The following is a 25,138-nucleotide window of genomic DNA, read 5'->3' on the forward strand; positions in this document are numbered from 1 at the left end:
GCCGCATTTCAGACATCCTGTCAGAGGCCGATCGCCTTCGCCGCCTCCTGGTCCGCCACCACGGCCTTGCCGTCCGACACCTGGATCGCGCCGGTCATGATGGCCACGACCTCGGCCATGCCGTGCTCGCGCGGGCTCAGCTCGGCGACCCTGCGGCCGAGCCGCTGGACGTGCACGCGGTCGGCGATCTCGAACACGTGCGGCATGTTGTGGCTGATCAGCACCACCGGCGTGCCGCGGTCGCGGACCTGCCTGATGAGGTCGAGCACCTGGCCCGACTCCTTCACGCCGAGCGCCGCCGTGGGCTCGTCCATGACCACGACGCGCGTGGCCCAGGCCACCGCCCTGGCCACGGCCACGCCCTGCCGCTGGCCGCCCGACAGCGACTCGACCGGCTGGGTGAGGGAGCGCAGCCCGATCTTGAGCTCGGCCATGTGCCGGGCCGACTCCTCGCGCATGCGCCTCTTGTCGAGCATCCTGAAGACCTTGCCGAGCAGGCCGGGCTTGCGCAGCTCACGGCCGAGGAACATGTTCGTGGCGATGTCGAGCGAGGCCGCGATCGCGAGGTCCTGGTAGACGGTCTCGATGCCGTGCCGGCGGGCGTCGAGCGGGTCGCGGAACCGCACGGGCTCGCCGTCGAGCCGGATCTCGCCCGCGTCCGGCTGCAGCGCGCCGGTCAGCGCCTTGATCAGGCTGGTCTTGCCGGCGCCGTTGTCGCCGATGACCGCGAGCACCTCGCCGGGCATGAGGTCGAAGTCGGCGCCGTCGAGGGCGGTCACGTGGCCGTACTTCTTGGTCAGGCCGCGCGCCCGGAGCACGGGGGCGGTCATCGCATCCTCCTTCGGGAGAGCTGGTCGACGGCGACCGCGAGGATCACCAGGACGCCGGTGATGAGCGTCTGGTAGATCGACGGCACGCCCATGAGCTGCAGGCCGTTGCGGAACACGCCCACGATGAGCGCCCCGACGAGCGTGCCGAGCACCAGGCCGCGCCCGCCGAACAGGCTGGTGCCGCCGAGCACGACCGCGGTGATGCTGTCGAGGTTGTCGGTCTGGCCCGCCTGCGGGTCGCCGACGCCGGTGCGGGAGACCAGGAGCAGGGCGGCGATGCCGTACACGAGGCCGGCCAGCGTGTAGACGCCGACGGTCAGCCGGCCCGTCCTGATGCCGGTCAGGCGGGCCACCTCCGGGCTGTTGCCCAGGGCGTACACGTGGCGGCCCCACGCGGTCGAGCCCAGCAGGTACGCGAACAGCAGGAACAGCAGGATCGTCAGCAGCGAGCCGTAGGTGACGTTCGTCTGCCCGAGCCGGAACGTCTGCCCGAGGAAGGTGAGCAGCGCGGGCAGCTCGGTCACCGTCTGCTCGTTCGAGTAGATGTGCGTCAGAGCGAAGACCACGTTCAGCATGCCCAGCGTCACGATGAACGGCGGCAGCGAGATCCGCGTCACCAGCAGGCCGTTGACCAGCCCGAACGCGGCGCACACGGCGAGCCCGGCGGCCAGCGCGAGCAGCGGCGGCAGGCCGGAGTCCGCGGCCAGCTTGGTCATCACGATCCCGCCGAACGCCATGATCGCCCCGCACGCGAGGTCGATGCCCGCGGTCAGGATGATCAGGGTCTGCCCGATGGCCAGCGTGCCGACCACCATGACCTGCTGGATGATGAGGGAGAAGTTCGGCCCGGTGAAGAACTGGGCGCTGTTGAGCCCGAAGAACAGGCAGGCCAGCACGAGCGCGGCCAGCGGCCCGGCGACGGGGGTGCTGATCAGGCGGCGCGGCAGCGTGGCTTCCATCACGGCCATGGTCAGCCCCAGCAGTTGGCCAGGCCGAAGGCGGTGTCCTTGGCCTCGACGCCGGAGACGGCCTGGTCGGTGATGAGCGTGACGCCGGTGTCGGTGTAGCCGGAGGCCTTCTTGCCGTCCTTGGCGAACGCGGCGACGGCCTTGACGCCGTCCTCGGCCATCTTGAGCGGGTACTGCTGGCTGGTGGCGGCGATCTGGCCGGACTGCACGGCCCTGGTGCCGGTGCAGCCGCCGTCCACGGAGACGATCAGCACGTCCTTCTCGCGGCCCTTGGCCTTCAGCGCCGTGTACGCGCCGAGCGCGGCGGGCTCGTTGATGGTGTAGACGAGGTTGATGCCGGGGGCCTTCTGCAGGCAGTTCTCCATCGCGGTCTGGCCCTTGGCCTGGTCGCCGCGGGTGTCCTGGGAGCAGACGACGGACGGGTCGCCCTCCTGGACGCCGAAGCCCTTCAGGAAGCCGTCGTGCCGGAGCTTGCCGACCGTGATGCCGGGGGCCAGGTCCAGGGTGGCGATTCTGGCCGGTTTGCCGGCCATGGCGGCCTTGGCGTACTGGCCGATCAGCTCGCCCGCCTTGAAGTTGTCCGTGGCGAACAGCGCGTCGGTGGCGTCCTGCGGCTCGGTGGGGGTGTCGAGGGCGATGACGAGCACGCCCGCGTCGCGGGCCTTCCTGATGGCCGGGACGATGGCCTTGGTGTCGCTCGGGGTGATGAGGATGCCCTTGACGCCGGCGGCGACCATGTTCTCGATGGCGGTGATCTGGGCGGCGTTGTCGCCGTCGAACTTGCCCGCGGCGCTCATCAGCTCCAGACCACTGGCCTGGGCCGCCTTCTGCGCGCCCTCCTTCATCTTGACGAAGAACGGGTTCGTCTCGGTCTTGGTGATCAGGCCGACCTTCGGGGTGGCGGAGGAGGCGCTCTGCCCGTTACCTCCGCAGCCGGCGAGCAGGAGTGCGGTGACGAGGAGTCCGGCCGGAAGCTTCGCGTTCATGGCGGTTCCTATCAGCGGGGATTGGATGTCATCGTTGACATATGTCAACGTTGACATCGGCCGTGCTGCGATGATGAACTCCGATCCGGGATCCGTCAATGCCTGCGCGGGAAAGGGCCGACCTGATGATCGCCGTTCTGGGCGAGTGCGTGGCCGACAGCTTCACCGGCCGGCCTCCGGCGGGGTCCGCCGAGCTGACGCTGCGGGCGCTGCCCGGCGGCGGCCCCGCCAACACGGCGGTGGCGCTGGCGCGGCTCGGCACGCCGGCCCGTTTCCTCGGCCGGCTCTCGCACGACGTCTTCGGCGCGCTGTTCCGTGAGCGCCTGTCCTCCTCGGGCGTGGACCTGACGGCCTGCGTCGAGGCCGGGGAGCCGAGCACGCTCGCGGTGGCCGCCCTCGACGAGCGCGGGCGGGCCGAGTACACCTTCTACGCCACGGGGACCGCCGACTGGCAGTGGACCCCGGGCGAGCTGGGCCCGGCGCGCCTCGGCTCCGCCTCCTGCCTGCACACCGGCTCGCTCGCGCTGGTCAAGGAGCCGGGGCGGGAGGCCGTGGAGGAGTTCGCCAGGCAGGCCTCGGCGCGGGCCACGGTCTCGATCGACCCCAACGTGCGGCCGAGCCTGGCGGGCAGGGACGACTACCAGGTCGAGCGCTGGTGCGCCTTCGCCGACATCCTCAGGCTCAGCGACGACGACCTCGGCTTCCTGCTGCCCGGCGTTCCGCCGGAGCGGGCCTGCGACGGCTGGCACGCCGCCGGCGCGCGGCTCGTCGTCGTCACCCTGGGCGCGGCGGGCGCGCTGGTGTCGCTGGACGGCGAGCGGGCCAGGGTCGCGGCGCCCGGGGTGGCGGTCGTGGACACGGTGGGCGCGGGCGACGCGTTCACGGCCGGGCTGCTGCACAGCCTGGAGGTGAAGGGGCTGCTCGGCGGGCGGCTGGACGAGCTGGACCTGGAGACGGTGGTGGCGGCGGCGGAGTTCGCGGCCCGGGTGTCGGCGCTGACCTGCTCGGTCGCGGGCGCGAACCCGCCCTGGGCGGACCAGCTCTGAGCCCAGGGCGGGGGGCGCCGACCGTCAGAAGTCGAAGTCGTCGATGTTGTCCTTGGTGAACACGAACGGGTCGCCGAGCAGCACGGTGCCGTCCTTGCCGACGGTGTACTCGCCCAGCTTGCCGGCGGTGAACTTGTCGCCCTCCTTGCCGGTGATCATGCCGGAGGCCAGCGCGCCGCCGGTGTAGGCGGCCAGGTAGCCCAAGTCGGACGGGTTCCACAGGGCGAACGACTTGACCGTGTCGTCCTTGACGAAGGCGCGCATCTGGTTCGGCGTGCCCAGGCCGGTGAGCTGCACCTTGCCCTTGTACTCCGAGCCGGACAGGTAGCGGGCCGCCGCCGCGACGCCGACCGTGGTGGGCGAGATGATGCCCTTCAGGTCCGGGTGCTTGGCGAGCAGGCCCTGCGCCTCCTGGAAGGACTTCTGGTCGTCGTCGTCGCCGTAGACGGTGTCGACCAGCTTGAGCTTGCTGTTCTCCGGCTTGGCCAGCTCGGTCTTCATCATCTCGATCCAGGCGTTCTGGTTGGTCGCGTTGGCCGTGGCCGACAGGATCGCGATCTCGCCGCCGTCGGGGCCGACCGCCTCGGAGATGAGCTTGATCTGAGAGGCGGCGATGCCCTCGGCGCTGGCCTGGTTGATGAACAGGTCGCGGCAGGTCGGGTTGGTGTCGGAGTCGTAGGTGATGACCTTGGCGCCGGCCTGGCGGGCCTCGTTCAGCGCGCCGCAGATGGCGTCCTTGTCGTTGGCCGACACCACGATCACGTCGGTGCCCTGCTGCGACAGCGTGTTGATGTAGCTGACCTGCGCCGACGGGCTGGCCTCCGAGGGGCCCGTCTGGCTGTAGACGCCCTTGAACTCCTCGACCGCGACCTTGCCGCCCTTGTTGTCGGAGGCGTCGAAGTAGGGGTTGTTCACCTGCTTGGGCAGGAAGGCGATCTTCAGGCCCTCCTTCATGGTGCCCGCCCCGCCGCTGGCGGCCGGCTGGCCGCCGGTGGCGGTGGGGGCGGGCTCCTCTGTGGCGCAACCGGTGACGGCGAGGGTGAGCGCGGCGAGCATCGCCAGGGCGACGGCCCGGCCTCCTCGAATACGTGACATGGTCTGTCCTCACTCCTGGGGCAGGGGGGTGGCGGGTCGTCGCCGGCGCCATCGCTCGCGGAGCATGCCGGCGACGTTGGGTCCCACGACGGAGACGATGAGCAGGGATCCGGTGATGATGGTGAGGGTGTTGGCCGGGACGTAGGCCAGTTGCAGGGCGTTGCGCAGGGTGCCGAGGAGGATGACCGCGGCGATGACGCCGAGCAGGCCGCCGCGCCCGCCGAAGATGGACACCCCGCCGAGCAGGACGGCGGCCACCACGGCCAGTTCCAGGCCGCTGCCGTTGTCGGCGCGGGCGCTGGCGTAGCGCAGCGTCCAGAAGACGCCGGCCAGCGCGGACATGGCGCCGGTGGCGACGAACAGCCAGAACTTCGTGCGGGCGACGGAGATGCCGGTGAAGCGGGCGGCCTCGGCGTTGTTGCCCATCGCGTACAGGCCGCGGCCGATCGGGGTGGCGTGCAGCACCAGGCCGAAGACGACCGCCAGCACGGCCACCACGATGATCATCCAGGGGATGGTCAGGCCGGGGATCGCGGCGATCGCGCCGGTCGTCCACTCGGGCGGGTAGTCGGCCACGGCGCGGTCGCCGAGCACGACGTAGGCCAGCCCGCGGTAGAGGGCGAGCGTGCCGATCGTGACCGCCAGCGACGGCAGCCCGAACGCGGTGACGAACAGGCCGTTGACCGCGCCCAGCAGCGCGCCGATCAGCAGCGCGACGGCGATCAGCACGGGCAGCGACGAGATGCCCCACAGCCACAGCTGCCCCATGACCGTGCAGGTCAGGCCGAGGATGCTGGCCACGGACAGGTCGATCTCGCCGGTGATGATCACCAGGGTCATGGGCAGCGCGATGAGCGCGATCGGGATGACCTCCAGCGTGACGAACCGCCAGAAGCGCGGGCTGGCCACGCCCTCGATCGCGAGCGCGCCCACCGCGACGATCAGCACCAGGCCGACGAGCAGGGCGACGTCCCATGGGCCCGCGACGGTGCGCAGCCGCGCCGATCGCCCGGCCCGCGCGCGGGGCTCCGGCTCAGCCATGACCGTTCCTTCCTCTCAGGGACCGGGCGAGCCGGACCGCCAGCGCCCGGTCCAGGCCGATCGCTGCCAGGATCAGCGCGCCCACGGCGGCCCGCTGCCAGAACGGGCTCACCCCGAGCACCGGCAGCGCGCTGCTGATGGTGGTGAGCAGCACCGCGCCGAGCGCGGCGCCGTAGACCGAGCCGCTGCCGCCGAAGATGGCCACGCCGCCGACCACGACGGCCGCCACCACGTTCAGCTCGAAGCCGTTGCCCGCGTTGGCGTCCAGGGTGCCGAAGCGGGCCGCGTACAGGACTCCGGCCAGGCCGGCGAGCGCGCCGCTGACGACGAACGCGGCGAAGACCCGCCTGCCGACCGGGATGCCGGCCAGGCGGGCCGCGGCCGGGCTGGAGCCGATCGCGTAAAGCTCCCGGCCGCTGCGGTAGGTGCGCAGGTAGTAGCCCGCCAGGGCCAGCACGGCCACGGCGAACAGCGCGAGCACCGGCACGCCCAGCACCGTGGCGCTGCCCATGCGCAGGAAGCCCGGCGGCATGTCGGCGGCGTTGATCTGCCGGCCGGTGGCCCAGGTGTAGTCGAGGCCGCGAAAGACGTACAGGGTGCCGAGCGTGACCACCAGCGCGGGGACGCGGGCCGCGGCGATCAGCGCGCCGTTCACCACGCCGCAGGCGGCGCCGAGCAGCACGCCGACGGCGAGCACGACCGGGATGGGCAGGCCCGGGTTCGCCACGAACAGGCTGCCCGTCGCGAACGCCGACAGGCCCAGCACCGAGCCCACCGACAGGTCCACGTTGCGGGTGATGACCACGATGCTCTGGCCGACCGCCAGCACGGCGAGGATGGTCGAGCCGAGCAGCAGGTCCTTGATCCCCTGTGCGGTCAGGAAGCGCGGGTTGACCAGCACGGTCCCCCCGACGAGCAGGGCCAGCGCGACCGCGATGCCCAGCTCCCTGATCAGGAAGAGGCGGTGCACCAGCCGGGTGCCGTCCCCGGCCCCGCCGAGCGCGCCGGCCGCCGTCATCCGGCACCGCCGTTCTGGCCGGTGGCGGCGAGCATCACCGACTCCTCGTCGGCGCGCGTGCGCGGGATGTCGGCGGCCAGCCGGCCCTCGTGCATCACCAGGACGCGGTCGGCCATGCCGAGCACCTCGGGCAGCTCGCTGGAGATCATCAGCACCGCCACGCCCTGCCCGGCCAGCTCCGACAGCAGCCGGTGCACCTCGGCCTTGGTGCCCACGTCGATGCCGCGGGTGGGCTCGTCCACGATGAGCACGCCGGGCTCCGTCGAGAGCCACTTGGCCAGCACGACCTTCTGCTGGTTGCCACCCGACAGGGTGGAGACGGGGTCGGTCAGCCTGGCCGTCTTGACCCGCAGCCGCTCGCTCCACTCGCGGGCCGCCGCGCGCTCGCCGCCGCCGAACAGCAGCCCGAGCCTGCTGAGCGACCAGCGCCGGGTGAGGGTGGCGTTGCGTTCCACCGACAGCTCCATGACCAGGCCCTGCTGGCGGCGGTCCTCCGGGACGAGGGCCAGCCCTGCGGCGATGGCCGCGGCCGTGTCGCCCCTCGGCAGACGCCTGCCGTCGACCAGCACCTCGCCCTCGTCGTACCGGTCGACGCCGAACACGGCGCGGGCGACCTCGCTGCGCCCCGCTCCGACCAGTCCCGCCAGGGCGACGATCTCCCCGCCGCGCACCGCGAACCCCACGTCCGCGAACACGCCGTGCCGTGTCAGCCCTCTGACCTCCAGCCGGGGCTCCCCCGCCGTCGTGCCCGCCGTCGTGCCCGCCTTCGGGTACAGGGAGGACACCTCGCGGCCGACCATCCTTCGGACGAGCTCGTCCACGGTGAGGCCGGCGGCCGGGTCGGTGGAGACCCAGCGGCCGTCCCGCATGACCGTGACGCGCTGGCACAGCGCGAAGACCTCGTCGAAGCGGTGGGAGATGAACAGCACCGCCGCGCCCGACTCGCGCAGCGAGGCGACCACCGAGAACAACCGCTCGACCTCCACGCCCGACAGCGCCGCGGTCGGCTCGTCCATGATCAGGATGCGCGCGTCGAACGCCAGCGCCTTGGCGATCTCCACGAGCTGCTGGTCGGCGATGGACAGCCCGCGGGCGGGGCGGTCGGGGTCGAGGTGGATGCCGAGCCTGGCGAACAGCTCGGCCGTGGCGGAGCGCATGGCCCTGGCGTCGATGCGGCGCAGGGAACGCAGGGGCTGGCGGCTCATGAAGATGTTCTCGGCCACCGGCAGATCGGGGAAAAGGGTGGGTTCCTGATAGATGACCGCGATGCCGGCGGCCTGGGCGTCCCCGGGGCCGGACGGTCTCAGCTCCTTCCCGTCCACCGTCAACGTGCCGGCGTCGGCGGGATGGGCGCCGGCCAGGATCTTCACCAAGGTCGACTTGCCTGCGCCGTTCTCGCCCACCAGGCCGTGGGCCTCGCCTGCCCACAGGTCCAGCCGCACCTCCCGCAGTGCCTGGACGGCGCCGAAGGACTTGCTCACGTTGCGAAGCGAAAGGATGGGAGGAGATTCACGCATGTGCCCTCCGGCAACGTTTTGGCAAAACGTTTTAAGGTGTCCAGAACGTAAAACGGGCCGGTGTACGGTGTCAATACCTCGTTACGCTGGCGCCGCGTGGGTACATTTCCACGTTTGCCATCAAAATTTTAAAACGATTCAGTAACGGCGGGAGCCGCTCACTCGGCCGGCACCGTCCGATACCCGTTCCACACGAACCGCGCCGTCGTCACCGCCTCGTCCCCGTCGCCCGTGATGAGCTGGTGGATCGCGATCCCGTCCAGCTCGCGGTACTCGCACCACTCGTGGTCCGACGTCAGCACCAGATCCAGCCCCAGATCCACCAGCAGGTCGAACACCTGGCCCCGGTTCGTCCTGTCCACGCCCACGAACACCTCGTCGAGCAGGATGAACCGCGGGCACCCCGGATCGGTCTGGTAATGCGCCGCCACGGCCGCGAACAGCGGCAGGTGCAGCGCGATCGCCTTCTCCCCGCCCGACAGCGCCCCGTGCAGCTTCCTCGTCAGGTCCTGCCACCCGTGCCCGTCACCTCGGTCGAGCTTGACGACGAACCGGTGCCAGGCCGTGTAGTCGAGCACCTTCATGAGCTGGTCCTCCCAGCTCGCCGAGGAGTTGTCGGCCCGCGCCTCCTCCACCCGGTCCCTGAAGAAGGCGTACAGCGCCTCCCTGTCGGACTCCGTCAGCCCGGCCGGGTCGCGCAGCAGCAGGTCGCGGGCGGCGCGGGTGCCGGGCGACTGGGTGGGATCGACCTGCCACACCAGCCGCACCGCGACCCGGGAGGCGGTTCGGACCCGTTCGAGGCGCTGGTTCATGCCCTCCACCAGGGCCGCCGCCTGCTTGATGCGGTCGGCCAGGTGCCGCCGCGTGTCGCCGGCCAGCGTGCGGTCGAACAGGTCCCGCTCGGCCTCCGTGATGTCCGAGCGCCGCTCGTCGCGCTCCTTGCGCAGCGCCTCGCTGAGCGCCGCCGCCCCCGCCCGCACGCCGTTGACGGTGGCGGTGAGCACCTGCACGTCCTCGTCCGGCGCCAGCTCCAGGTCCGCCCGGCCGGCCAGCACCTCCCTGGCGTGGTGGAAGGCGTCCTGCAGCCGCGCCTCTGCCTCCCTGACGCTCTTGTGCTCGTACGGCACGGACGCGAGCTGCCCCGCCGTCGCCCTGGCCGCCTCCAGTACGGCCCGCACCCCCGCCTCCGGGGCCAGCTCCACGCCCACCTTCGCGTCCACCGGCAGGTGCCCGGCCGCCAGGCGGCGGAACCGGTCGGACACCTCGTCACGCGCCCGCCCCGCCTGCGCCTGCTTGTCCTCGGCCGTGCCGAGCTCGCCGCGCAGTTGCCCGAGCCGGGCGTTGAGCCGCGCCAGGTCGTCGTTGACCGACTTGATGAGGCGGCGGCAGGCCCGGTAGGCGTGCTGGGTGTGCTGCAACCGCTCGAGGACACCCTGGTGCTCGGCGCCGACCGCCGACTCGATCGCGCCCAGCCGCTCCGCCAGCACGACGGCGGCTGCCGCGGCCTCCTCTGCGCGCTCGACGGCTTCGATCGCCAGCTGCTCGTACCCGGCGGCGCTCTCGGCCGCCAGGGCGGCGCGCTCGCGGGCGGCGCGGGCGTCGGCGCGGCGGTCGTGCCAGACGGTGCCGGCCGTCTCGGCGGCGCGCAGCGCCTCCTCCAGGTTGTCGAGCGCCGCCAGGGCCGCGGGCAGGGCGTGGCGGTCGGCCGGCTCGGTGAGGCGGCGCAGCGACCTGGTGACGTCCTGCTCGCGCTCCTGCAGCCGCCCCTCGCACGCCCTGAGCTGGTCCTCCATCAGCGCGACCCGCCGCACGGCCCCGTCGAGCGCCTGCACCGCCTCGGCGTACGGCCTCCTGTCGGGCCTGCGCCGCAGCTCGGCGGCCAGCGTGTCGCGGTCGCCGTCGACCACGGCGAGCAGGTGGTCGCACTCGGCGATCCGCCCGGCCAGCTCGCCGAGCCGGTCGTCCAGCTCGGCGACCCGGCGGCGGCGGGCGCGCTCGCGGGCGGTCGCCCCGATGTACGACGGCTCCGGCTTGACCCACCGGCCGGCCGCCGGGCCCAGCCGCCAGGTGCCGTCGGCTCCGATGACGGCCGGATGGTCGACGCCGATCGCGGTGGGCGCGAACGCGATGCCGGCCAGCACGGTGTCGGCGGGCACCGGCGAGTCGGCCTCGGTGAACAGCACGTGCGCCAGGCTGTAGCCGGGGGCGGGCCTGGACAGCGCGGCCACGGCGATCGCGTCGTGCTCCCCCGGGTCGAACCCGCCGTCGGGCCGCAGCCACACGTCGAGCAGGCCCGACGCCTCCAGCGCCGCCTCCACCCCGGCCTGGGCCACGGGGTCGAGCCCGGACCTGAACGCGACGGCCCGCCACAACGGCGTGCCCGGGCGTCCCTGCCGCGCGGCGGTGCCCCGGGTGTGCGGGGCGGGCGGCTCCAGCACGGTCCTGTCGCTGAGGCTCTCGCGCTCCCTGGCCAGCCCGGCGCGCTCGGCCACCAGCCGCGCCCGCCGGCCCGTCACGTGCTGCTCGCGGGCCGCCAGCTCGACGGCGGCCATCGTGCGGGCCGTGCCGATCAGCTCGCCCGACCGCTCGACGTCGTCGGCCAGCCCGGCGAGCACGCCGGGGTCGAGCTGGAGCTGGGTGCAGCCGGCCGCCCAGTCGGCCAGGCCGGCGGCCAGGTCGCGGGCCCGTTCGTCGCGCAGGCGCCCGGCCCTGTCGTGGGCCTCCTGGGCGGTGGCGAGGTCGTCCCTGGCCTGGTCGCGGTCGTGCTCGGCGGTGGTGCGGCGCTTGATCGCCTCCTCGTGCCGGATCGCGACCGCCCTGACCTCCCTGATCTGGGCGGCCCGGCTGGTGACGGCGGCCCTGAGCAGCTCCCGCGCCCTGCGCACGGCCGCCTCGCTGTCCGCTCCGTCCTCGGCGGCGCGGGCCGTGGGGCCGGACGGCTCCCGATCCGCGCCCGCCCTCTCCGTCTCCTCGTGAGCCATCAGGAGGCCGGCGCGTTCGGCCGCGTGGCGGGCCTCGGCGCGGGCGCGCTCGGCGAGCGCCGCCGCCGCGCGGGCGTCGGCTGCGGCGTGGGCCGACAGCTCCTGCCTGGCCGTGACCGCCCGCGCCGCCTGCCCCGCCTGGTCCCGCATGCGAGCCGCCGCCTCGTGCGCCGCCTGCGCCTCGGTACGGAGCCGGTGCAGGTCGCCGCCCGCCTGGTACGCCTCGCTCTCCTTGAGCCCGTCGAGCTGCGCCGCGAGGGCCAGCTCCTGCGCCTCCTCCTCCCCCAGCCGCACGGTCGTCGCGTCGAGCTCCCGCTCGGCCTCCTTGAGCGCCTCCCGCTTGCCCTTCACCTCCGCGGCCAGCGACTCCAGCGCGGACCCTGCGGAGATCACGGCTTCGGCTGCGGCCCGCAGCACCCGCCGGGCGTACCCGCGCTGACGCCCCGCGAGCCGGTCGGACTCCTCCACGTCGCGGTCGAGCAGCCGCAGCTCCTCCCGCTGCCGGTCGAGCCGCTCGAACCCCTCGGCGATCTCGTGGATCTCCCCCTCCCCGAGCGGCGGCAGCGCGCTCGACAGCAGCTCCGACAGCAGCCCGGGATCGAGACGCTCGGACAGCTTGGGCGTGCGGAGCTGGCGCAGCGCGGTGAGCAGCGAGTCGTAGCGCTGCTCGTTCAGCGCCCGGTAGAGCGTCTGCCGCACGACGGTGCGGTAGGCGTCGGCCGACTCGTGCACCTTGCCGGACGTGCCCAGCTCGTCGACGAGCTGGGCCCTGGTCAGCGGCTGCCCGGCCTCCCCGGTGAGCCGGATGCCGTCGGGGGTGTCGACGCGGGCCTCGGTGGTGAAGTAGGCGGCGGTGACGTTCTTGGTGTGGACGGTGGCCTGCAGCCGGGCGCCGCAGGTGAACCAGCGGCCGTCGGAGTGCCGGAACTCCAGCCACACGTACCCGACCCGGGTGGTGCCGGAGGCGCCGTCGCCCATGAGGTTCCAGTGCATGGTGCGCTCGGTGCCGCCGAACGTGGACAGCCTGCTCGGCTTGAGGCTGGCGTCCAGCACGTACGGGAACAGCAGCTCCAGCACCTTGGACTTGCCGCTGCCGTTGGGCCCGCGCAGCAGCAGCCTGCCCCGGTGGAACTCGAACACCTCGTCGTAGTAGCGCCACACGTTCAGGATCCCGGCGCGTACGGGAGTCCAGCGGGCGTCCACTCCCTGCGCGGCGCGCGGCAGGGCCAGCTCGGTGACTGTCACGAATCCTCCTGTACGGCGCGCCCGACCCGGTAGCGGGCCGCGGCGGGCAGGGCGGCGACCTGGTCAGCGCCGCGGCGGGCCAGCCCGAACTGCGTGAGCACCTCCAGCGCGTCGGCGGCCAGCCGCGGCCCGCCGCCGTCGGACTGGTACGCCCTGGCCCACTGCGGGAAGCGGCGCAGCAGCCTGGCGGCCTCGGCGTCGAGCCGCCCGGCGGTGACGGGGCCGGCGGTGACGAGCAGGTCGAGCATGAGCAGGGCGGCCACCTTGGCGTGGCTGCCGTCGTCGGGGAACCTGGTGTCGGTGGCGATGGCGTCGGGGTCCACGAGCAGGAGCCCCTCGGCCCGCTCCTCCAGCACGAACCCGGCCTCCTCGGCCGCCCGGCGCAGCAGCCGGCAGCCGGTCAGGGAGGCGGCGTAGGCGGCCTGGGTCTCGGTGAGCTCGTCGCGGTAGACGACGGGCTCGTCGAGCAGGCGGCGGACGAGGGAGTGGCGGGCCCACAGGTTGCGCTGGGTGCCGGTCGGCTCGTCGCCGCCGTACCGGGCCTCCGTGGTGAGCTCCTCCAGCGCCCCGGTGGCCGGCGTGGTCACCCTGGAGGGCGGGACCGGCGCGGCCAGCAGCCGGATCACCCGCGTCGTGTCCACCCGGTACAGCACCTTGGCGTCCTCGTCGCCCAGGTAGGCGTCGGTGACCCCGTCCATCGCGGTGACCGCCCCGTAGTGCTCCAGCAGCTTCACCGCGTCCACGAAGGCGGCCCGCTCCTCGTTCCTGACCGGGTCGAACGCGGGCACGTCCGGCTCCACCGCGGCCGCCTGGACCACCCGCTGGGCCAGCATCCCGATCGTGGTCACCGGCGAGGTCAGCAGCTCGGCCGAGCACAGGCACAGCAGCGTGTACCGGCGGCGGTCGAACGGCGCGCGGGTGGCGCGGCGGCGCCGCGCGGGCCGGCTCGCCGTGCGCGGGCCCGGCGGGCCGGTCTTGACCAGCCGCGCGTACCCCTGGCGCGGCTCCACGACCAGCCGCCAGCCGCAGAAGTAGTCGAACCACTGGATCAGCGGCCCCCGCCGCTTCCTGATCAGGTCGAAGGCGGCGGGGTCGTCGTGCCGGGAGACGAGGGGCCGGCCGAGCAGCGTCCTGATCGCCCGCGAGATCTCCTCCTTCTCGGCCCTGACGAGCTGGTTGGCCAGGCTGCTCATGCGCCCGCCGCCCGCCCGCGGAGCCCGGCTTCGCCGAGGGTCCGCACGTCGATGAGGTAGTCGGGGCCGCGGAACCAGCCCTCGGGCGTACGCAGCACCGCCACCGCGCCGTCCTCGGGCGTCCGCAGCACGATCTCCACCCTCCCGTCCGAGGTGACGGCCCGCCTGAACCCGGTCGTGTCGGGCCGCTCGGCCAGCGCCCGGCCGAGCAGGTCGAGCAGCCGCCCGAACGTTTCGTGGTCGAGCTTGCCGAGCTGCGACAGCCGCATCGCCCCGGTCGTGGCCAGCGCCGACCAGGCGGCCTCCAGCTCGGCCCGTTCCTGCTCGGCCCGCTGCCTGCGCCCGGCCTTCAGCGCGGCCACGTCGCGCACCTTCCCGGTGCGCCCCATCCGCTCCGTGCGCCCGCGCGAGCGCAGCAGCGCCGACACCTCGACCGGCTCGGCCTCCGCCCACGGCACCCCGGACGGGATGAGCTCGGCGTCGGCGTGCCCGAGATGCGCGTGCCTGGCCGAGCCGAGCCCGAACGCCGCGTCCCACAACCGGTGCGCGTCGTCCTCGCCGGGCGCGGTGGCGAACCAGCGGGCCAGCGTACGGAAGTCGGCGGCGGCGCTGGACGAGCGGCGGCGCGAGTCGGTGATCCGGTCGAGCACCTGCAGCAACGACACGATGGCGCGCCGTGCCACGTCGTGCAGCCGCCGCACCCGCGGCGCGCTCCCGTCCTCGGGCGCGAACCACGACCGCAGCGCCTCCCACCGGGCCGCCCGCACCGCCAGCCAGGCCGCGGCCTGATCGGCGCCCGGCAGCCTCGGCAGGTCGGCGCCGTCGAGCGCGCGCGCGTGCAGCACGCCGACGCCGTGACCGGCGACTGCCTCCAGCGCGGCGGCGATCGTCTCGCCCCGCCGCTCCAGCCCCGTGACGAACTCCTGCAGATAGGCCACCGTCGCGGCCTTCACCTCGTGGAACGTGGCCAGATCCGTGCCCTCGACGCGCAGCAGCCGCTGCAGCTCGCCGTTGAACCGCTTGGTGCCGGCCCGCAGCCCGTCGAGATGCCCCTCCAGCTCCTGGAGGCAGGTGAAGATCCGCCGGTCGCGCCCCGGATCCGGGTCGCCCAGCAGCCCGTCGAGCTCCGCCAGCCGGTCGGCGAGCGCGTCCAGCACCGCCGTCTGCAACGCTCCGGCCGAGGACAGCGCCGCCATGGCGTGCTGCATCCCGGCGAACGCCGCCTCGCCCCGCCGGGTCAGCGCGTACTGCAGGTTCCTGCGCTCGTACTCCTCGGCGGTGGCGAAACTCCCCGCGTGATTGAAGATCGCGTCGAGCAGCCCCCAGCCCGCGAGCTGCTTGAGTGTCGCGGCCAGGTCCTGCTCGGAGACCGGCGCGTACCACCCCGCCGAGCGCAGCAGCTCGCGCACCTCGTCCACCGTCAGCGCCGTCACGAGCCGCTCGCCGGCCTCGCCGAACACGTGGAGCACCGCGGTGTGCAGGTCTGCCCGCTCGGTGCTGGTGAACCGGAACATCTCCGGCGGCACCCGTGGCGGCTCCGCCATCGCCCCGCTCTCCCCTCGCCGCACGATTACCCAACGCAACGACACGGTAGCGGGATACACCGGCGGGACGACCGCTGTTTGCGAGCAGATCACAGGGGTACGGCGCTGGCATTGGAACTCGGTGCCTCTTGGGGGACGGTATGGCGGAGTTCGAGGCGACGCGCGGGATGCCGGCGGAGAGCATGATCGTGTTCGGGGTCGCGTCGGATGTGGACATCATGGACCGGTGGCTGCCGCAGGGCCTGTCGGTCCACGACAGCGGCCCCGGCACGGTGGAGGCGGACGGCTCGCTGGTGCCGGGAGAGGGCAGGCACGAAGGCCTGTTCCGCGCCTCCGAGGAGCAGCTCCGGGTGGAGTGGGGCGGGCGGGACCATCCCGACTACTCCGGGTGGCTGCAGGTGGCCGACTCTTCGGCGGGGGCCAGCGAGGTGACCGTGCACATCAGCCTGCTGGACGAGGCCCAGTCGGGGGCTCGGGCCGACGAGGTGCGCGAACTGCTGGATCGGTCGCTGGATCGGCTGGCCGACGAGGTGGAGCGGCGGGTGTCCGACGCCGGCTGACCGGCTTCTGGGAGGGACGCCCATCGCCGGGCGTCCCGACTCGGCCTGCGGGCCGCGAGAGGGCTGGAGCCTCTCGCCGGGGGCTCGTGGCGGAGCCGCGAGGCCCCCCGGCGGACGCAGCCCGAGCCGAAGGCGAGGGCCACGCCGGTCGGGCCGGAGGGCCGGTCAGGCGTCCTCGCGGTCCGGATTCTCCAGGCGGAAGAAGTTGCTCTGGTTGCCGTCCTTGCGATGCTCCTGGTAGATGAAGTTCAGGCCCCGCTCGTCGAACGTCCTGAACCAGTCGTCCCAGGAGATCTCCTCCAGGTCGCCCCCGCCGTACCCCGGGAAGTCGAAGCGGAGCACGCCCGCCCTGCCGTCGTGTTCCGTTCCCGGGACCTTCGCGGGCCGGGCCTGGCGTTCCGCGGCCCATTGGCGGATGACGTCGTGGTCGGTGGTGATGAGGCTGCGGCCGGCGCGTTCCTCGTGCTCGTCCGTCGAGGTGATTTTCTGCTCGTACGGATGGTCCCCGCGCACCGGGCGATTCTGCTGCGACATGGGTTCACGCTCCCCCGTGGAATAGGCGTACGGAAGTCACCCCTCGTCGCTACCCCGGGAGAAACGCTTCTCGCGGCGCCTCCATTCCGATTTGCATCTGGTCTCACCGAGCGTCTATAAAGAACGTCGCAAGTGTTGCCTACGAATGTTCTCTTATGCGACGTCCTAGCAAAATCCTTGCGCCTGTTCTCGCAGGCTTGATCGCCGTCACGGGTTCGACCGCGACGGCCGCCGCGGCCCCCGCCCGGCTCGATTCCTACTACAGCCAGCGCCTGGCCTGGGCCGGGTGCGGCAACGGGTACGAGTGCTCGACCCTGTCAGTGCCGCTGGACTATGCCAAGCCCAGTGGCAAGCAGGTCGGGATCAGCATGGTCCGGCTGCCCGCGACCGGTAAGAAGATCGGCTCGATCGTGCTCAACTTCGGCGGCCCCGGCGGCTCCGGCGTGGACACGCTCAAGGCGAGCAGGGACGCCGTCTCCGCGGACATCCGGGAGCGGTTCGATGTCGTGAGTTTCGATCCGCGCGGCGTCGGCGCGTCCTCGCCGGTGCGTTGTTTCGACACCCTGGACCTTGACGCGTATTTCGCGATCGACCCGACGCCGGACACCAAGGCCGAAGTCAAGAAATCGGAAAACTGGGACAAAGTTTTCGCAAACTATTGTGCCAAGAATTCCGGCAAGGAACTGCTGGCCCACGTGGGCACCGTGGATTCCGCGCGCGACATGGACGTGATGCGGGCCGCGCTGGGCGACGCCAGGCTGACGTATCTCGGTTTCTCCTACGGCACGTATCTGGGCTCCGTCTACGCGGACATGTTTCCGAAGCGGATCCGCGCGATGGTGCTCGACGGCGCCGAGGACCCCTCGGAGAACGCCCAGGACCTCATGGCCGACCAGGACAACGCCTTCCAGGCGGCGACGGAGTCGTTCATGAAGGACTGCTTCAAGTCCAAGGGCTGCCCCTTCCGTGAGCGCACCCTCGAGGGCGCGCAGGATCAGCTGGACGAGCTCTACGAGCAGGCCGACAAGTCGCCGCTGCGCAACGAGTACGACGGCCGGCAGGTCACCGAGGCCGTCGTGAGCGCCGCCGTGGACTACTCGATGTACGACCCCCGCTCCTGGCCGAAGCTGCGCCAGGCGCTGGCGGAGGCCTACAAGGGCGACGGCACGAAGCTGCTGCTGCTGGCCGACGCGAGCAACGGGCGCCGGCCCGACGGCCGCTACGACAACAGCTTCGAGGCCCTCATGGCCATCAACTGCGTCGACCACCCGGAGAACCCCTGCCCCAACTGGCCGGTCAAGGGCACCAGGTACCCGAAGAAGGTGGAGGCCAAGGGCTCGCCGCCGATCGTGGTGGTGGGCACGACGCGGGACCCGGCGACGCCGTACAAGCTGGCCGAGTCGCTGGCCGGGCAGCTCTCCAACGGCGTGCTGCTGACCAATGACGCCGACGGGCACACCGGGTACGGCCGCGGGTCGGCCTGCCTGGACCGCAAGGTGGACCAGTACCTGATCACGGCGACGGCCCCGCAGGCGGGGACCTGCCGCGATCCCCATTCGAAGGCCTGAGGCTCCAGCTCTTTCACCAGTCCCGCACCTCGGCGAGGTGTGGGACTGGTGTCTTTCGGGTCAACCCCGGCCCTGCCTGCGTGGTGAGCGGGGCGGCACCGGGAGAGATTGGGCGGACGTAGCCGGAAATTCCCACCGGCTACGCCCATACCGCTGGGAGACCGCCCGAGGAGCCCATGGAGTCGCTGCTGATCCTGCACGCGGTCGTGGCTGCCTGCGCTCCGTGGCTCGCCGCCCGCCTGGGTCGCGCCTCCTTCGCCGTGCTGGCCGTGCCTCCGGCCGCGGCGTTCTGCTACACCGGGTGGCTGGCGATGCGGGGGCTGCCCGTGCGGGAGAGCACCCCGTGGGCGATGGGCATGGAGCTGTCCTTCCGCGCCGATCCCCTGACCGTGCTGATGATGGCGCTGGTCACCGGCGTCGGCGTGCTCGTGCTCGTCTACAGCGCCCGCTACTTCCCCGAGGGCGACGACGGGCTCGGCCGCTACGGCGGCGCGATGGTGGCCTTCGCCGGCTCGATGCTGGGCCTGGTGACCGCCGACGACCTGCTGCTGCTGTACGTCTTCTGGGAGCTGACCACGGTCTTCTCCTACCTGCTCATCGGGTACGACCCGGAGAGCCGCATGAGCAGGCAGGCGGCCATGAAGGCGCTGACGGTCACCACGTTCGGCGGCCTGGCGATGCTGGCCGGGTTCGTGCTGCTGGGCCAGGCGGCGGGCACGTACCAGATCTCCCAGCTCCGACCGGCGGACCTCGCCCCGGCCACGGTGGTGCTGGTGCTGGCGGGGGCGCTGTCGAAGTCGGCCGTCTTCCCGTTCAGCACGTGGCTGCCCGCCGCGATGGCCGCTCCCACCCCCGTGTCGGCGTACCTGCACGCGGCGGCCATGGTGAAGGCCGGCGTGTACCTGCTGGCCCGGCTGGGCCCGGCGTTCGGCGACCTGGCGCTGTGGCGGGCGGTCACGGTGCCGCTGGGCGTGGTGACGATGCTGCTGGGCGGGTGGCGGGCGTTGCGCGAGACCGATCTGAAGCGGCTGCTGGCGTACGGCACGGTCGGGCAGCTCGGCTTCCTCGTGGTGCTGTTCGGCTCGGGGACCGAGGGGGCGGCGCTCGCGGGGGTGGGCATGCTGCTGGCGCACGCGCTGTTCAAGGCGGCGCTGTTCCTGGTGGTGGGCATCGTCGATCATGCGGCGGGCACCCGGGACCTGCGGGAGCTGAGCGGGCTCGGGCGGGTGATGCCGTGGGTGTGCGGGGTGGCGGTGCTGGCCGGCGCGTCGATGGCGGGGCTGCCGCCGCTGATGGGCTTCGCCGGCAAGGAGGCGGCGCTGGAGGCGCTGCTGGACACGCCGCTCGCGCTGGCGGGGGTGGTGGCGGGCTCGGCGCTGACGGCCGCCTACACGTTGCGGTTCCTCTGGGGCGCCTTCGCCCGCAAGGCCCCGCCCGAGCCACACAAGGCCCCGCCCGAGCCGCCCGAGGCCCTGTCCGGGTCAGGGGCGGTGCATCCCGTTCCGGCGGCCATGTTCGTGCCCGCCGCGCTGCTGTCCGCTCTGGGGCTGCTGCCGGCACCTCTGGTCCCCTGGTACGAGGGCGCCATGTCGGCCTACACCGGCACGTTCCAGGATCCGGGCCATCATTCCCACCTGGCGGTCTGGAGCGGTTTCACGTTCCCGCTGCTGCTGTCGGCCGTGTCCCTCGCGGCCGGGGTGGCGCTGTTCCTGGCCAGGGAGCCGGTGGCGCGGGCGGGGGCGGCGCTGCACGTGGTGGACTCCAGCCAGGTCTACTGGTCGCTGATCCGGCGGCTGGACCGGTTCGCCATCCAGCTCACCGGTCTCATCCAGCGCGGCTCCGTGCCCGATTACCTGATGCTGACACTCCTCGCGACGGTCGGCGTGGGGCTCTTCTCGATCATCTACGGGGGCGAGCCGCACCTGGACGTGCCGGTCGTCGCCTGGCAGCGGCCCGAGCAGCCGGCCATCGTCGTGCTGCTCGCGGCCGCGGCGATCCTGGCGCTGTTCTCCCGCGCGTACGTGCTGCTCGCCCTGGTCGTCGGCCTGACCGGGTACGGCACGGCGCTGCTGTTCCTCGTGCACGGCTCCCCCGACCTGGCGCTGACCCAGTTCCTGGCCGAGACGCTGAGCCTGGTGGTGTTCGCGCTCGTGCTGCGGCGGCTGCCGATCCAGCCGGAGAAGGGACGCCTGGCGTTCCCCTTCCGGCTGGCGCTGGGGCTGGCCGTGGGCGTGGTGGCCACGGGGGCGGGCATGCTGGCGATGGCGGCGCGCGGCACCGAGCCGATCGGCGCGTACATGGGCGAGGCGACGCGGGAGGCGGGCGCCCGCAACATCGTCAGCGCCATCATCCTCGACATCCGCGCCTGGGACACGCTGGGCGAGAGCGCGGTGCTCATCGTGCTGACGCTGGGCGTGACGAGCCTGGTGTTCCTGCGGCGCAGGTCGTACGCCATCGAGCGGGCCGAGAACGGGCACCGGGCGGAGGGCCGCACGCACTGGCTGGCGGCCACGCTGCCGCGCGGGCAGCGGGCGCTGGCCTTCGAGGTGGCGGCGCGGCTGACGTTCCACACGGTGCTGGCGTTGTCGGTGTTCCTGCTGTTCATCGGGCACAGCGGGGTCGGCGGCGGGTTCGCGGGCGGCATCGTGGCCGGGCTGGCGATCACCGTGCGGTTCCTGGCGGGCGGCAGGAACGAGCTGGCGGCGGCCGTGCCGGTGCACGCGGGCGTGCTGATGGGCGTGGGGCTGACGCTGTCGGCGGGCACGGCGCTGATCGGGCTGCTGTTCGGGCGGGCGGCGCTGGAGATGCTGGACACGGACGTGGCCGTGCCGCTGGTCGGGCACGTGCACCTGTCCACGGGGCTGCTGTTCGACCTGGGCGTGTACGTGTCGGTGATCGGCATGGTCCAGGACGTGCTGCGCGCGCTCGGCGCCGAGCTGGACCGGCAGATCGACGCCGAGGGGAGCACCGGGTGAACAGCGTCGCCCTGCTGCCGTTCGCCGCCTGCTGCGTGCTGATCACCTGCGGCGTCACGCTGCTGCTGGAGCGGAGCCTGGTGCGCGTGCTGACCGGCGTCATCATGCTGGGCAACGGGGTCAACCTGCTCATCGTCACCACGGGCGGCGACGCGGGCGGCCCGCCCTTCCTCGACAACCCCGGCATCGCCGACCCGCTGCCGCAGGCCATGGTGCTCACCGCGATCGTGATCACGCTGGGGGTGACGGCGTTCCTGCTGGCGCTGGTGCACCGCTCGTGGCAGCTCACGGGCAGCGACGAGGTCCAGGACGACACCGAGGACCGGCGGGTGCGGCTGCGTTCGCGGCGCGGCGAGCTGGGCGACGCCGTACGGGCCCGGCAGGACGCCTACCGGCGGCTGGTCGTCGAGCAGCGCGCCGAGCTGGCGAAGCTGGAGGCCGAGCAGGCCGAGCGGGAGCGGCTGGAGGAGGCGGACCTGGAGCGGCGCATCTCGCGCGTGCACGACGAGCTGGGCCAGTGGATGCGCGAGCTGCGTTACGAGGGGCTGACGGAGGAGGCGCTCCAGGAGCGGCTGGAGGAGGCGGGGCTGCGCGAGGACCCCGGCGCCATGACGAACGTGGAGCGGATCGAGCAGCTTCGCGAGGAGCACGAGAACGGGCGGGCCCGGCAGGCGGCCAGGGAGAAGGAGCTGCGCAAGAAGCTCAAGGCCCGCCAGCGGGAGGCGCGCAGGCAGATGCGCACGGCCATCAGGGAGGAGCGCGAGCGGCAGGCCCTCGCGCAGGACCCCGAGCTGGAGGGGGACGACGCATGACCGGCCCGGTCCTGGCGCACAGCGTGCTCGTGGACGGCCTGCGCGAGAGCGCGCTCGTGGACGGCCCGCTGGAGAGCCTGGTCTGCGTGCCCGTGCTGCTGCCGCTGCTGGCCGCCGGGGTGAAGCTGGCCATCGGCGGCCGGCTGCGGCAGCTGCAGTCGGTGATCAGCCTGGTCACGCTCGGCATCTCGCTGGCCGTCTCGGTGGTGCTGATGATCGCGGCCGACGCGCACGGCCCGCTGGTGACGGAGCTGGGCGGCTGGCCGTCGCCCATCGGCATCTGCCTGGTCGCCGACCGGCTCTCGACGCTGGTGCTGGTGGTGTCGTCGGCGGTGACGTTCTGCGTGATGGTGTACTCGGTCGTCAACGCCTACGACGAGCAGGAGCACGACGCGCCGATGGCGGTCTTCCATCCGGCGTTCCTGGTGATGGTGGCCGGGGTGGCGGACGCGTTCCTGTCGGGGGACCTGTTCAACCTGTTCGTGGCGTTCGAGCTGCTGCTGAGCGGCTCGTACGTGCTGCTCACGTTCGGCGGCACGGAGTCCAGGATCCGGGCGGGCGCCACGTACACGCTGATGGCGCTGGCCTCGTCGATGTTGTTCCTGATCGCGCTGGCCATCACGTACGGCGCCACGGGCACGCTGTCGATGGCGCAGCTCGCCGAACGCTTCGCCACGCTGCCCGAGCAGGTGAAGGTGCTGGTGGAGCTGACGCTGCTGCTGGCGTTCGCCATCAAGGCGGCGATCTTCCCCATGTCGGCGTGGCTGCCGGACTCCTATCCCACCGCGCCGGCCCCGGCCACGGCCGTGTTCGCGGGGCTGCTCACCAAGGTCGGCGTGTACTCGATCATCCGGCTGGAGGCGCTGCTGTTCCCCGGGGGGCCGGTGTCGACGCTGCTGATGTGGGTGGCGCTGGCGACCATGCTGGCCGGGGTGCTGGGGGCGGTCGCGCAGACGGACATGAAGCGCATGCTCTCCTTCACGCTGGTCAGCCACATCGGGTACATGGTGTTCGGCGTGGCGCTGTCGACGGTGGCGGGGCTGGCGGGGGCGGTGTTCTACGTGGTGCATCACATCACCGTGCAGACCAGCCTGTTCCTGGTGACCGGCATGGTGGAGCGGCGCACCGGCACGACGTCGGTGACCCGGCTGGGCGGGCTGATGAAGGCGTCGCCGCTGATCGCCGTGCTGTTCTTCATCCCGGCCATGAACCTGTCGGGCATCCCGCCGATGTCGGGCTTCCTGGGCAAGCTGATGCTGGTGCAGGCGGGGCTGGCGGTCGGCGGGTGGCTGCCGGTGACGCTGGTGGCGGCGGGGCTGGTGACGAGTCTGCTCACGCTGTACGCGGTGGCCAAGACCTGGGGGAAGGCGTTCTGGCGGGCGCCGCGGCCCGACCGGGTGGGCCGGGTGGTGGAGAGCGAGGAGCACACCGGCGAGGACCCGACCGTGACCACCACCACCCTGCCGGTGGCGCTGCCGCTGTCGGTGGCGGCGCTGGTCGCGCTGGGGTTGTCGTTCACGGTGCTGGCCGGGCCGCTGGCGGCGCTGGCGCGGCGGGCGGCGGTGGAGCTGATGGCGCGCGAGCCGTACATCACGGCCGTGCTGGGGAGGCAGCCGTGATCCGGGACGTGCTGGCGCCGCGGCTGCTGGGGCGGCGGGTGCCGCTGCCGCTGGTGGCCTGGCTGGCGCTGGTGTGGGTGACGTTGTGGGGCGACCTCACGGTGGGCAACGTGCTGGGCGGGGTGGCGACCGGGCTGGCCGTGACGTGGCTGCTGCCGCTGCCCATCCTCGATCCCGGCATCAGGGTGCATCCGGTGGCGCTGGTCAGGCTCCTGGTATGGATCGCCTGGAACATGGTGACCTCGACGGCGCGGGTGGTGTTCTGGGTGGCGCGTCCGGGCGCCCCGCCGACGCGGATCGTCCGGGTGCCGCTGCGCACGTCGTCCGAGGCCATGGTCGTACTGATCATGATCGCGCTGTCCACGGTGCCGGGGTCGCTGGTCGTGGAGAAGTACCGCGGGGAGCTCGTCGTGCACGTCCTGGGCCTGACGGGGGACGTCACCGGGGCGGTCAGGGCGGACGTGGCCGCGCTGGAGGAGCGCATCGTGCGGGCGTTCGGGACCGGGCGGGACCGGGAGGAGCTGGGATGACGGCCGTCTATCTGGCGACGGTGGCGCTGCTGTGGTGCGGGGCGGCGGCCTCGCTCTACCGGCTGGTGCGCGGGCCCTCGATGCTGGACCGGGCCGTGGCGCTCGACGTGTTCACGGCGTTGTCGATGTGCGGCGCCGGGGCGTTCGCCGTGGCCAGGGACGACTACTCGGACCTGCCGATCCTGCTGGTGCTGTCGCTGCTGGGGTTCGTCGGGTCGGTCTCCTTGGCCCGGTTCTTCTCGGGGCGGTCGCGGTGAACGTGGCGGCGGCCGTCTGCCTGCTGCTCGGCTCGGCGCTGTCGCTGACGGCCGGGGTCGGGCTGATGCGCTTCCGCACCACGCTGGACCGCATGCACGCCGGCACCAAACCGCAGGTGCTCGGCGTGCTGCTGGTGCTGCTGGCCATGTGGCTGCACCGGCCCACCTGGGCGTACGCGGGGCCGCTGCTGCTGGTGGGGGTCTCCCAGGTGATCACCGTGTCGGTGGCCGCCTACATGGTGGCGCGGGCGGCCTACACGCGTCAGTCCTCCGACGACGACACCGAGTTCCCCTCGCCGGACGATCGGTCCGAGGACTGACCGTTGCGGGTCAGGCCCGGCTGGCCGAACCAGGTCCACAGGGCCAGCGCGGCCAGCCCGCCCGCGGTGACCCAGGCCAGCGTCGCCTGGAACAGGTAGTCGATGACGAACATCGTGGACGTGGTCATCGACACGGCCAGGGCGAGGGCGCCCAGGATGCCGTACAGGTTGGAGCGGCGTACCAGCGTCTCCTTGCGCCCCTGGCGGAACAGCACGCGGTGCTGCGCCGTCGGCGCGATGTAGCAGATGGACGCGATCGCCGCGCTGACCAGCGCCGCGTAGTACAACCACCGGTCCGCCTGGTCCAGCCGGGAGAACCCGGAGGAGAAGGGCACCGTGAGCAGGAACGCGAACAGCACCTGCACCCCGGTGACCGCGACACGCGCACCCTGCAGCAACTCGACGAAGTTACGATCCGCCCGCTCCTGCTCCGACTCGTTGCGCTGCTGCGCCATCTCGCTTTTCACGCCGCCTCCCGCCATCGAACGAGAGACTTCTA

At 72.6% G+C, this 25,138-nt stretch carries 21 protein-coding genes; 9 read left to right on the forward strand and 12 right to left on the reverse strand.

The features are described 5' to 3' along the window. Positions 1–20: 20 nt before the first annotated feature. The 3 genes from HD597_RS29135 to HD597_RS29145 are packed head-to-tail and all read right to left on the reverse strand — an operon-like array spanning position 21 to position 2,784. On the reverse strand, positions 21–830 hold the full coding sequence (locus HD597_RS29135) for an ATP-binding cassette domain-containing protein (protein WP_253746078.1): 810 nt from the start codon (positions 828–830) through the stop codon (positions 21–23). Further along, entirely contained in the window at positions 827–1,789 is a 963-nt protein-coding gene (locus HD597_RS29140; RefSeq protein ID WP_253746080.1) for an ABC transporter permease, read from the reverse strand. The genes HD597_RS29135 and HD597_RS29140 overlap by 4 nt, the downstream gene beginning before the upstream one ends. An 11-nt stretch (positions 1,790–1,800) precedes the next feature. After that, a complete protein-coding gene (locus HD597_RS29145; protein WP_253746082.1) occupies positions 1,801–2,784 on the reverse strand; it encodes a sugar ABC transporter substrate-binding protein in 984 nt (327 codons plus the stop codon). Positions 2,785–2,882: 98 nt separating this feature from the next. On the opposite strand from HD597_RS29145, the gene HD597_RS29150 reads away from it, so the two are divergent. Next, positions 2,883–3,830 (forward strand): carbohydrate kinase family protein, encoded by a 948-nt coding sequence (locus HD597_RS29150; protein ID WP_253746084.1) that lies wholly within the window; start codon positions 2,883–2,885, stop codon positions 3,828–3,830. 24 nt (positions 3,831–3,854) lie between these two features. Here HD597_RS29150 and rhaS read toward each other — a convergent pair whose 3' ends face one another. The 7 genes from rhaS to HD597_RS29185 all read right to left on the reverse strand — a co-directional run bounded on the left by rhaS (position 3,855) and on the right by HD597_RS29185 (position 15,464). Beyond that, on the reverse strand, positions 3,855–4,925 hold the full coding sequence (gene rhaS, locus HD597_RS29155; protein ID WP_253746092.1) for a rhamnose ABC transporter substrate-binding protein: 1,071 nt from the start codon (positions 4,923–4,925) through the stop codon (positions 3,855–3,857). Positions 4,926–4,934: 9 nt separating this feature from the next. Then, on the reverse strand, positions 4,935–5,966 hold the full coding sequence (locus HD597_RS29160) for an ABC transporter permease (protein WP_253746094.1): 1,032 nt from the start codon (positions 5,964–5,966) through the stop codon (positions 4,935–4,937). Continuing rightward, positions 5,959–6,984 (reverse strand): ABC transporter permease, encoded by a 1,026-nt coding sequence (locus HD597_RS29165; RefSeq protein ID WP_253746096.1) that lies wholly within the window; start codon positions 6,982–6,984, stop codon positions 5,959–5,961. The genes HD597_RS29160 and HD597_RS29165 overlap by 8 nt, the downstream gene beginning before the upstream one ends. After that, positions 6,981–8,501, reverse strand: coding sequence for a sugar ABC transporter ATP-binding protein (locus HD597_RS29170; protein ID WP_253746098.1), 1,521 nt, complete (start codon positions 8,499–8,501; stop codon positions 6,981–6,983). The genes HD597_RS29165 and HD597_RS29170 overlap by 4 nt, the downstream gene beginning before the upstream one ends. Positions 8,502–8,659: 158 nt before the next feature. After that, positions 8,660–12,727: a TIGR02680 family protein gene (locus HD597_RS29175; protein ID WP_253746111.1), complete on the reverse strand. Its 4,068-nt coding sequence runs from the start codon at positions 12,725–12,727 to the stop codon at positions 8,660–8,662. Continuing rightward, a complete protein-coding gene (locus HD597_RS29180; protein WP_253746115.1) occupies positions 12,724–13,920 on the reverse strand; it encodes a TIGR02678 family protein in 1,197 nt (398 codons plus the stop codon). Before HD597_RS29180 ends, HD597_RS29175 begins: the two co-directional genes overlap by 4 nt. Then, positions 13,917–15,464, reverse strand: a complete 1,548-nt coding sequence (locus tag HD597_RS29185) for a TIGR02677 family protein (RefSeq protein WP_253746116.1) — start codon at positions 15,462–15,464, stop codon at positions 13,917–13,919. Before HD597_RS29185 ends, HD597_RS29180 begins: the two co-directional genes overlap by 4 nt. Positions 15,465–15,604: 140 nt before the next feature. Here HD597_RS29185 and HD597_RS29190 point away from each other — a divergent pair, with 140 nt between their 5' ends. Continuing rightward, positions 15,605–16,024 carry an SRPBCC family protein gene (locus tag HD597_RS29190; protein ID WP_253746117.1) on the forward strand — a complete coding sequence of 140 codons (420 nt, stop codon included), beginning with the start codon at positions 15,605–15,607 and terminating at the stop codon, positions 16,022–16,024. A 165-nt stretch (positions 16,025–16,189) separates the two neighbouring features. On the opposite strand, the gene HD597_RS29195 is transcribed toward HD597_RS29190, so the two are convergent. After that, the gene (locus tag HD597_RS29195) at positions 16,190–16,558 is read right to left on the reverse strand and encodes a hypothetical protein (RefSeq protein WP_253746118.1); all 369 of its coding nucleotides are present in this window, start codon (positions 16,556–16,558) and stop codon (positions 16,190–16,192) included. Positions 16,559–16,755: 197 nt separating this feature from the next. Between HD597_RS29195 and HD597_RS29200 the strand changes: the two genes are divergently transcribed. From HD597_RS29200 to mnhG, 7 genes are all read left to right on the forward strand, one after another. Further along, on the forward strand, positions 16,756–18,126 hold the full coding sequence (locus tag HD597_RS29200; RefSeq protein ID WP_253746119.1) for an alpha/beta hydrolase: 1,371 nt from the start codon (positions 16,756–16,758) through the stop codon (positions 18,124–18,126). A 176-nt stretch (positions 18,127–18,302) separates the two neighbouring features. Beyond that, a complete protein-coding gene (locus HD597_RS29205; protein ID WP_253746120.1) occupies positions 18,303–21,101 on the forward strand; it encodes a Na+/H+ antiporter subunit A in 2,799 nt (932 codons plus the stop codon). Next, entirely contained in the window at positions 21,098–21,913 is an 816-nt protein-coding gene (locus HD597_RS29210; RefSeq protein WP_253746121.1) for a Na(+)/H(+) antiporter subunit C, read from the forward strand. The genes HD597_RS29205 and HD597_RS29210 overlap by 4 nt, the downstream gene beginning before the upstream one ends. Then, complete coding sequence (locus HD597_RS29215) at positions 21,910–23,532, forward strand: Na+/H+ antiporter subunit D (protein WP_253746122.1); 1,623 nt, start codon at positions 21,910–21,912, stop codon at positions 23,530–23,532. Before HD597_RS29210 ends, HD597_RS29215 begins: the two co-directional genes overlap by 4 nt. After that, complete coding sequence (locus HD597_RS29220; protein WP_253746123.1) at positions 23,529–24,062, forward strand: Na+/H+ antiporter subunit E; 534 nt, start codon at positions 23,529–23,531, stop codon at positions 24,060–24,062. Before HD597_RS29215 ends, HD597_RS29220 begins: the two co-directional genes overlap by 4 nt. Next, on the forward strand, positions 24,059–24,319 hold the full coding sequence (locus tag HD597_RS29225; RefSeq protein WP_185106192.1) for an MrpF/PhaF family protein: 261 nt from the start codon (positions 24,059–24,061) through the stop codon (positions 24,317–24,319). Before HD597_RS29220 ends, HD597_RS29225 begins: the two co-directional genes overlap by 4 nt. Further along, a complete protein-coding gene (gene mnhG / locus HD597_RS29230; RefSeq protein WP_253746124.1) occupies positions 24,316–24,639 on the forward strand; it encodes a monovalent cation/H(+) antiporter subunit G in 324 nt (107 codons plus the stop codon). The genes HD597_RS29225 and mnhG overlap by 4 nt, the downstream gene beginning before the upstream one ends. Here the strand turns inward: mnhG and HD597_RS29235 are convergent. Then, positions 24,582–25,106: a DUF6328 family protein gene (locus HD597_RS29235; protein WP_253746125.1), complete on the reverse strand. Its 525-nt coding sequence runs from the start codon at positions 25,104–25,106 to the stop codon at positions 24,582–24,584. The two genes, mnhG and HD597_RS29235, sit on opposite strands and share 58 nt — an antisense overlap. Positions 25,107–25,138 lie beyond the last annotated feature (32 nt).

The sequence above is a fragment of the Nonomuraea thailandensis genome (genome assembly GCF_024172165.1).
Classification (GTDB): domain Bacteria; phylum Actinomycetota; class Actinomycetes; order Streptosporangiales; family Streptosporangiaceae; genus Nonomuraea; species Nonomuraea thailandensis.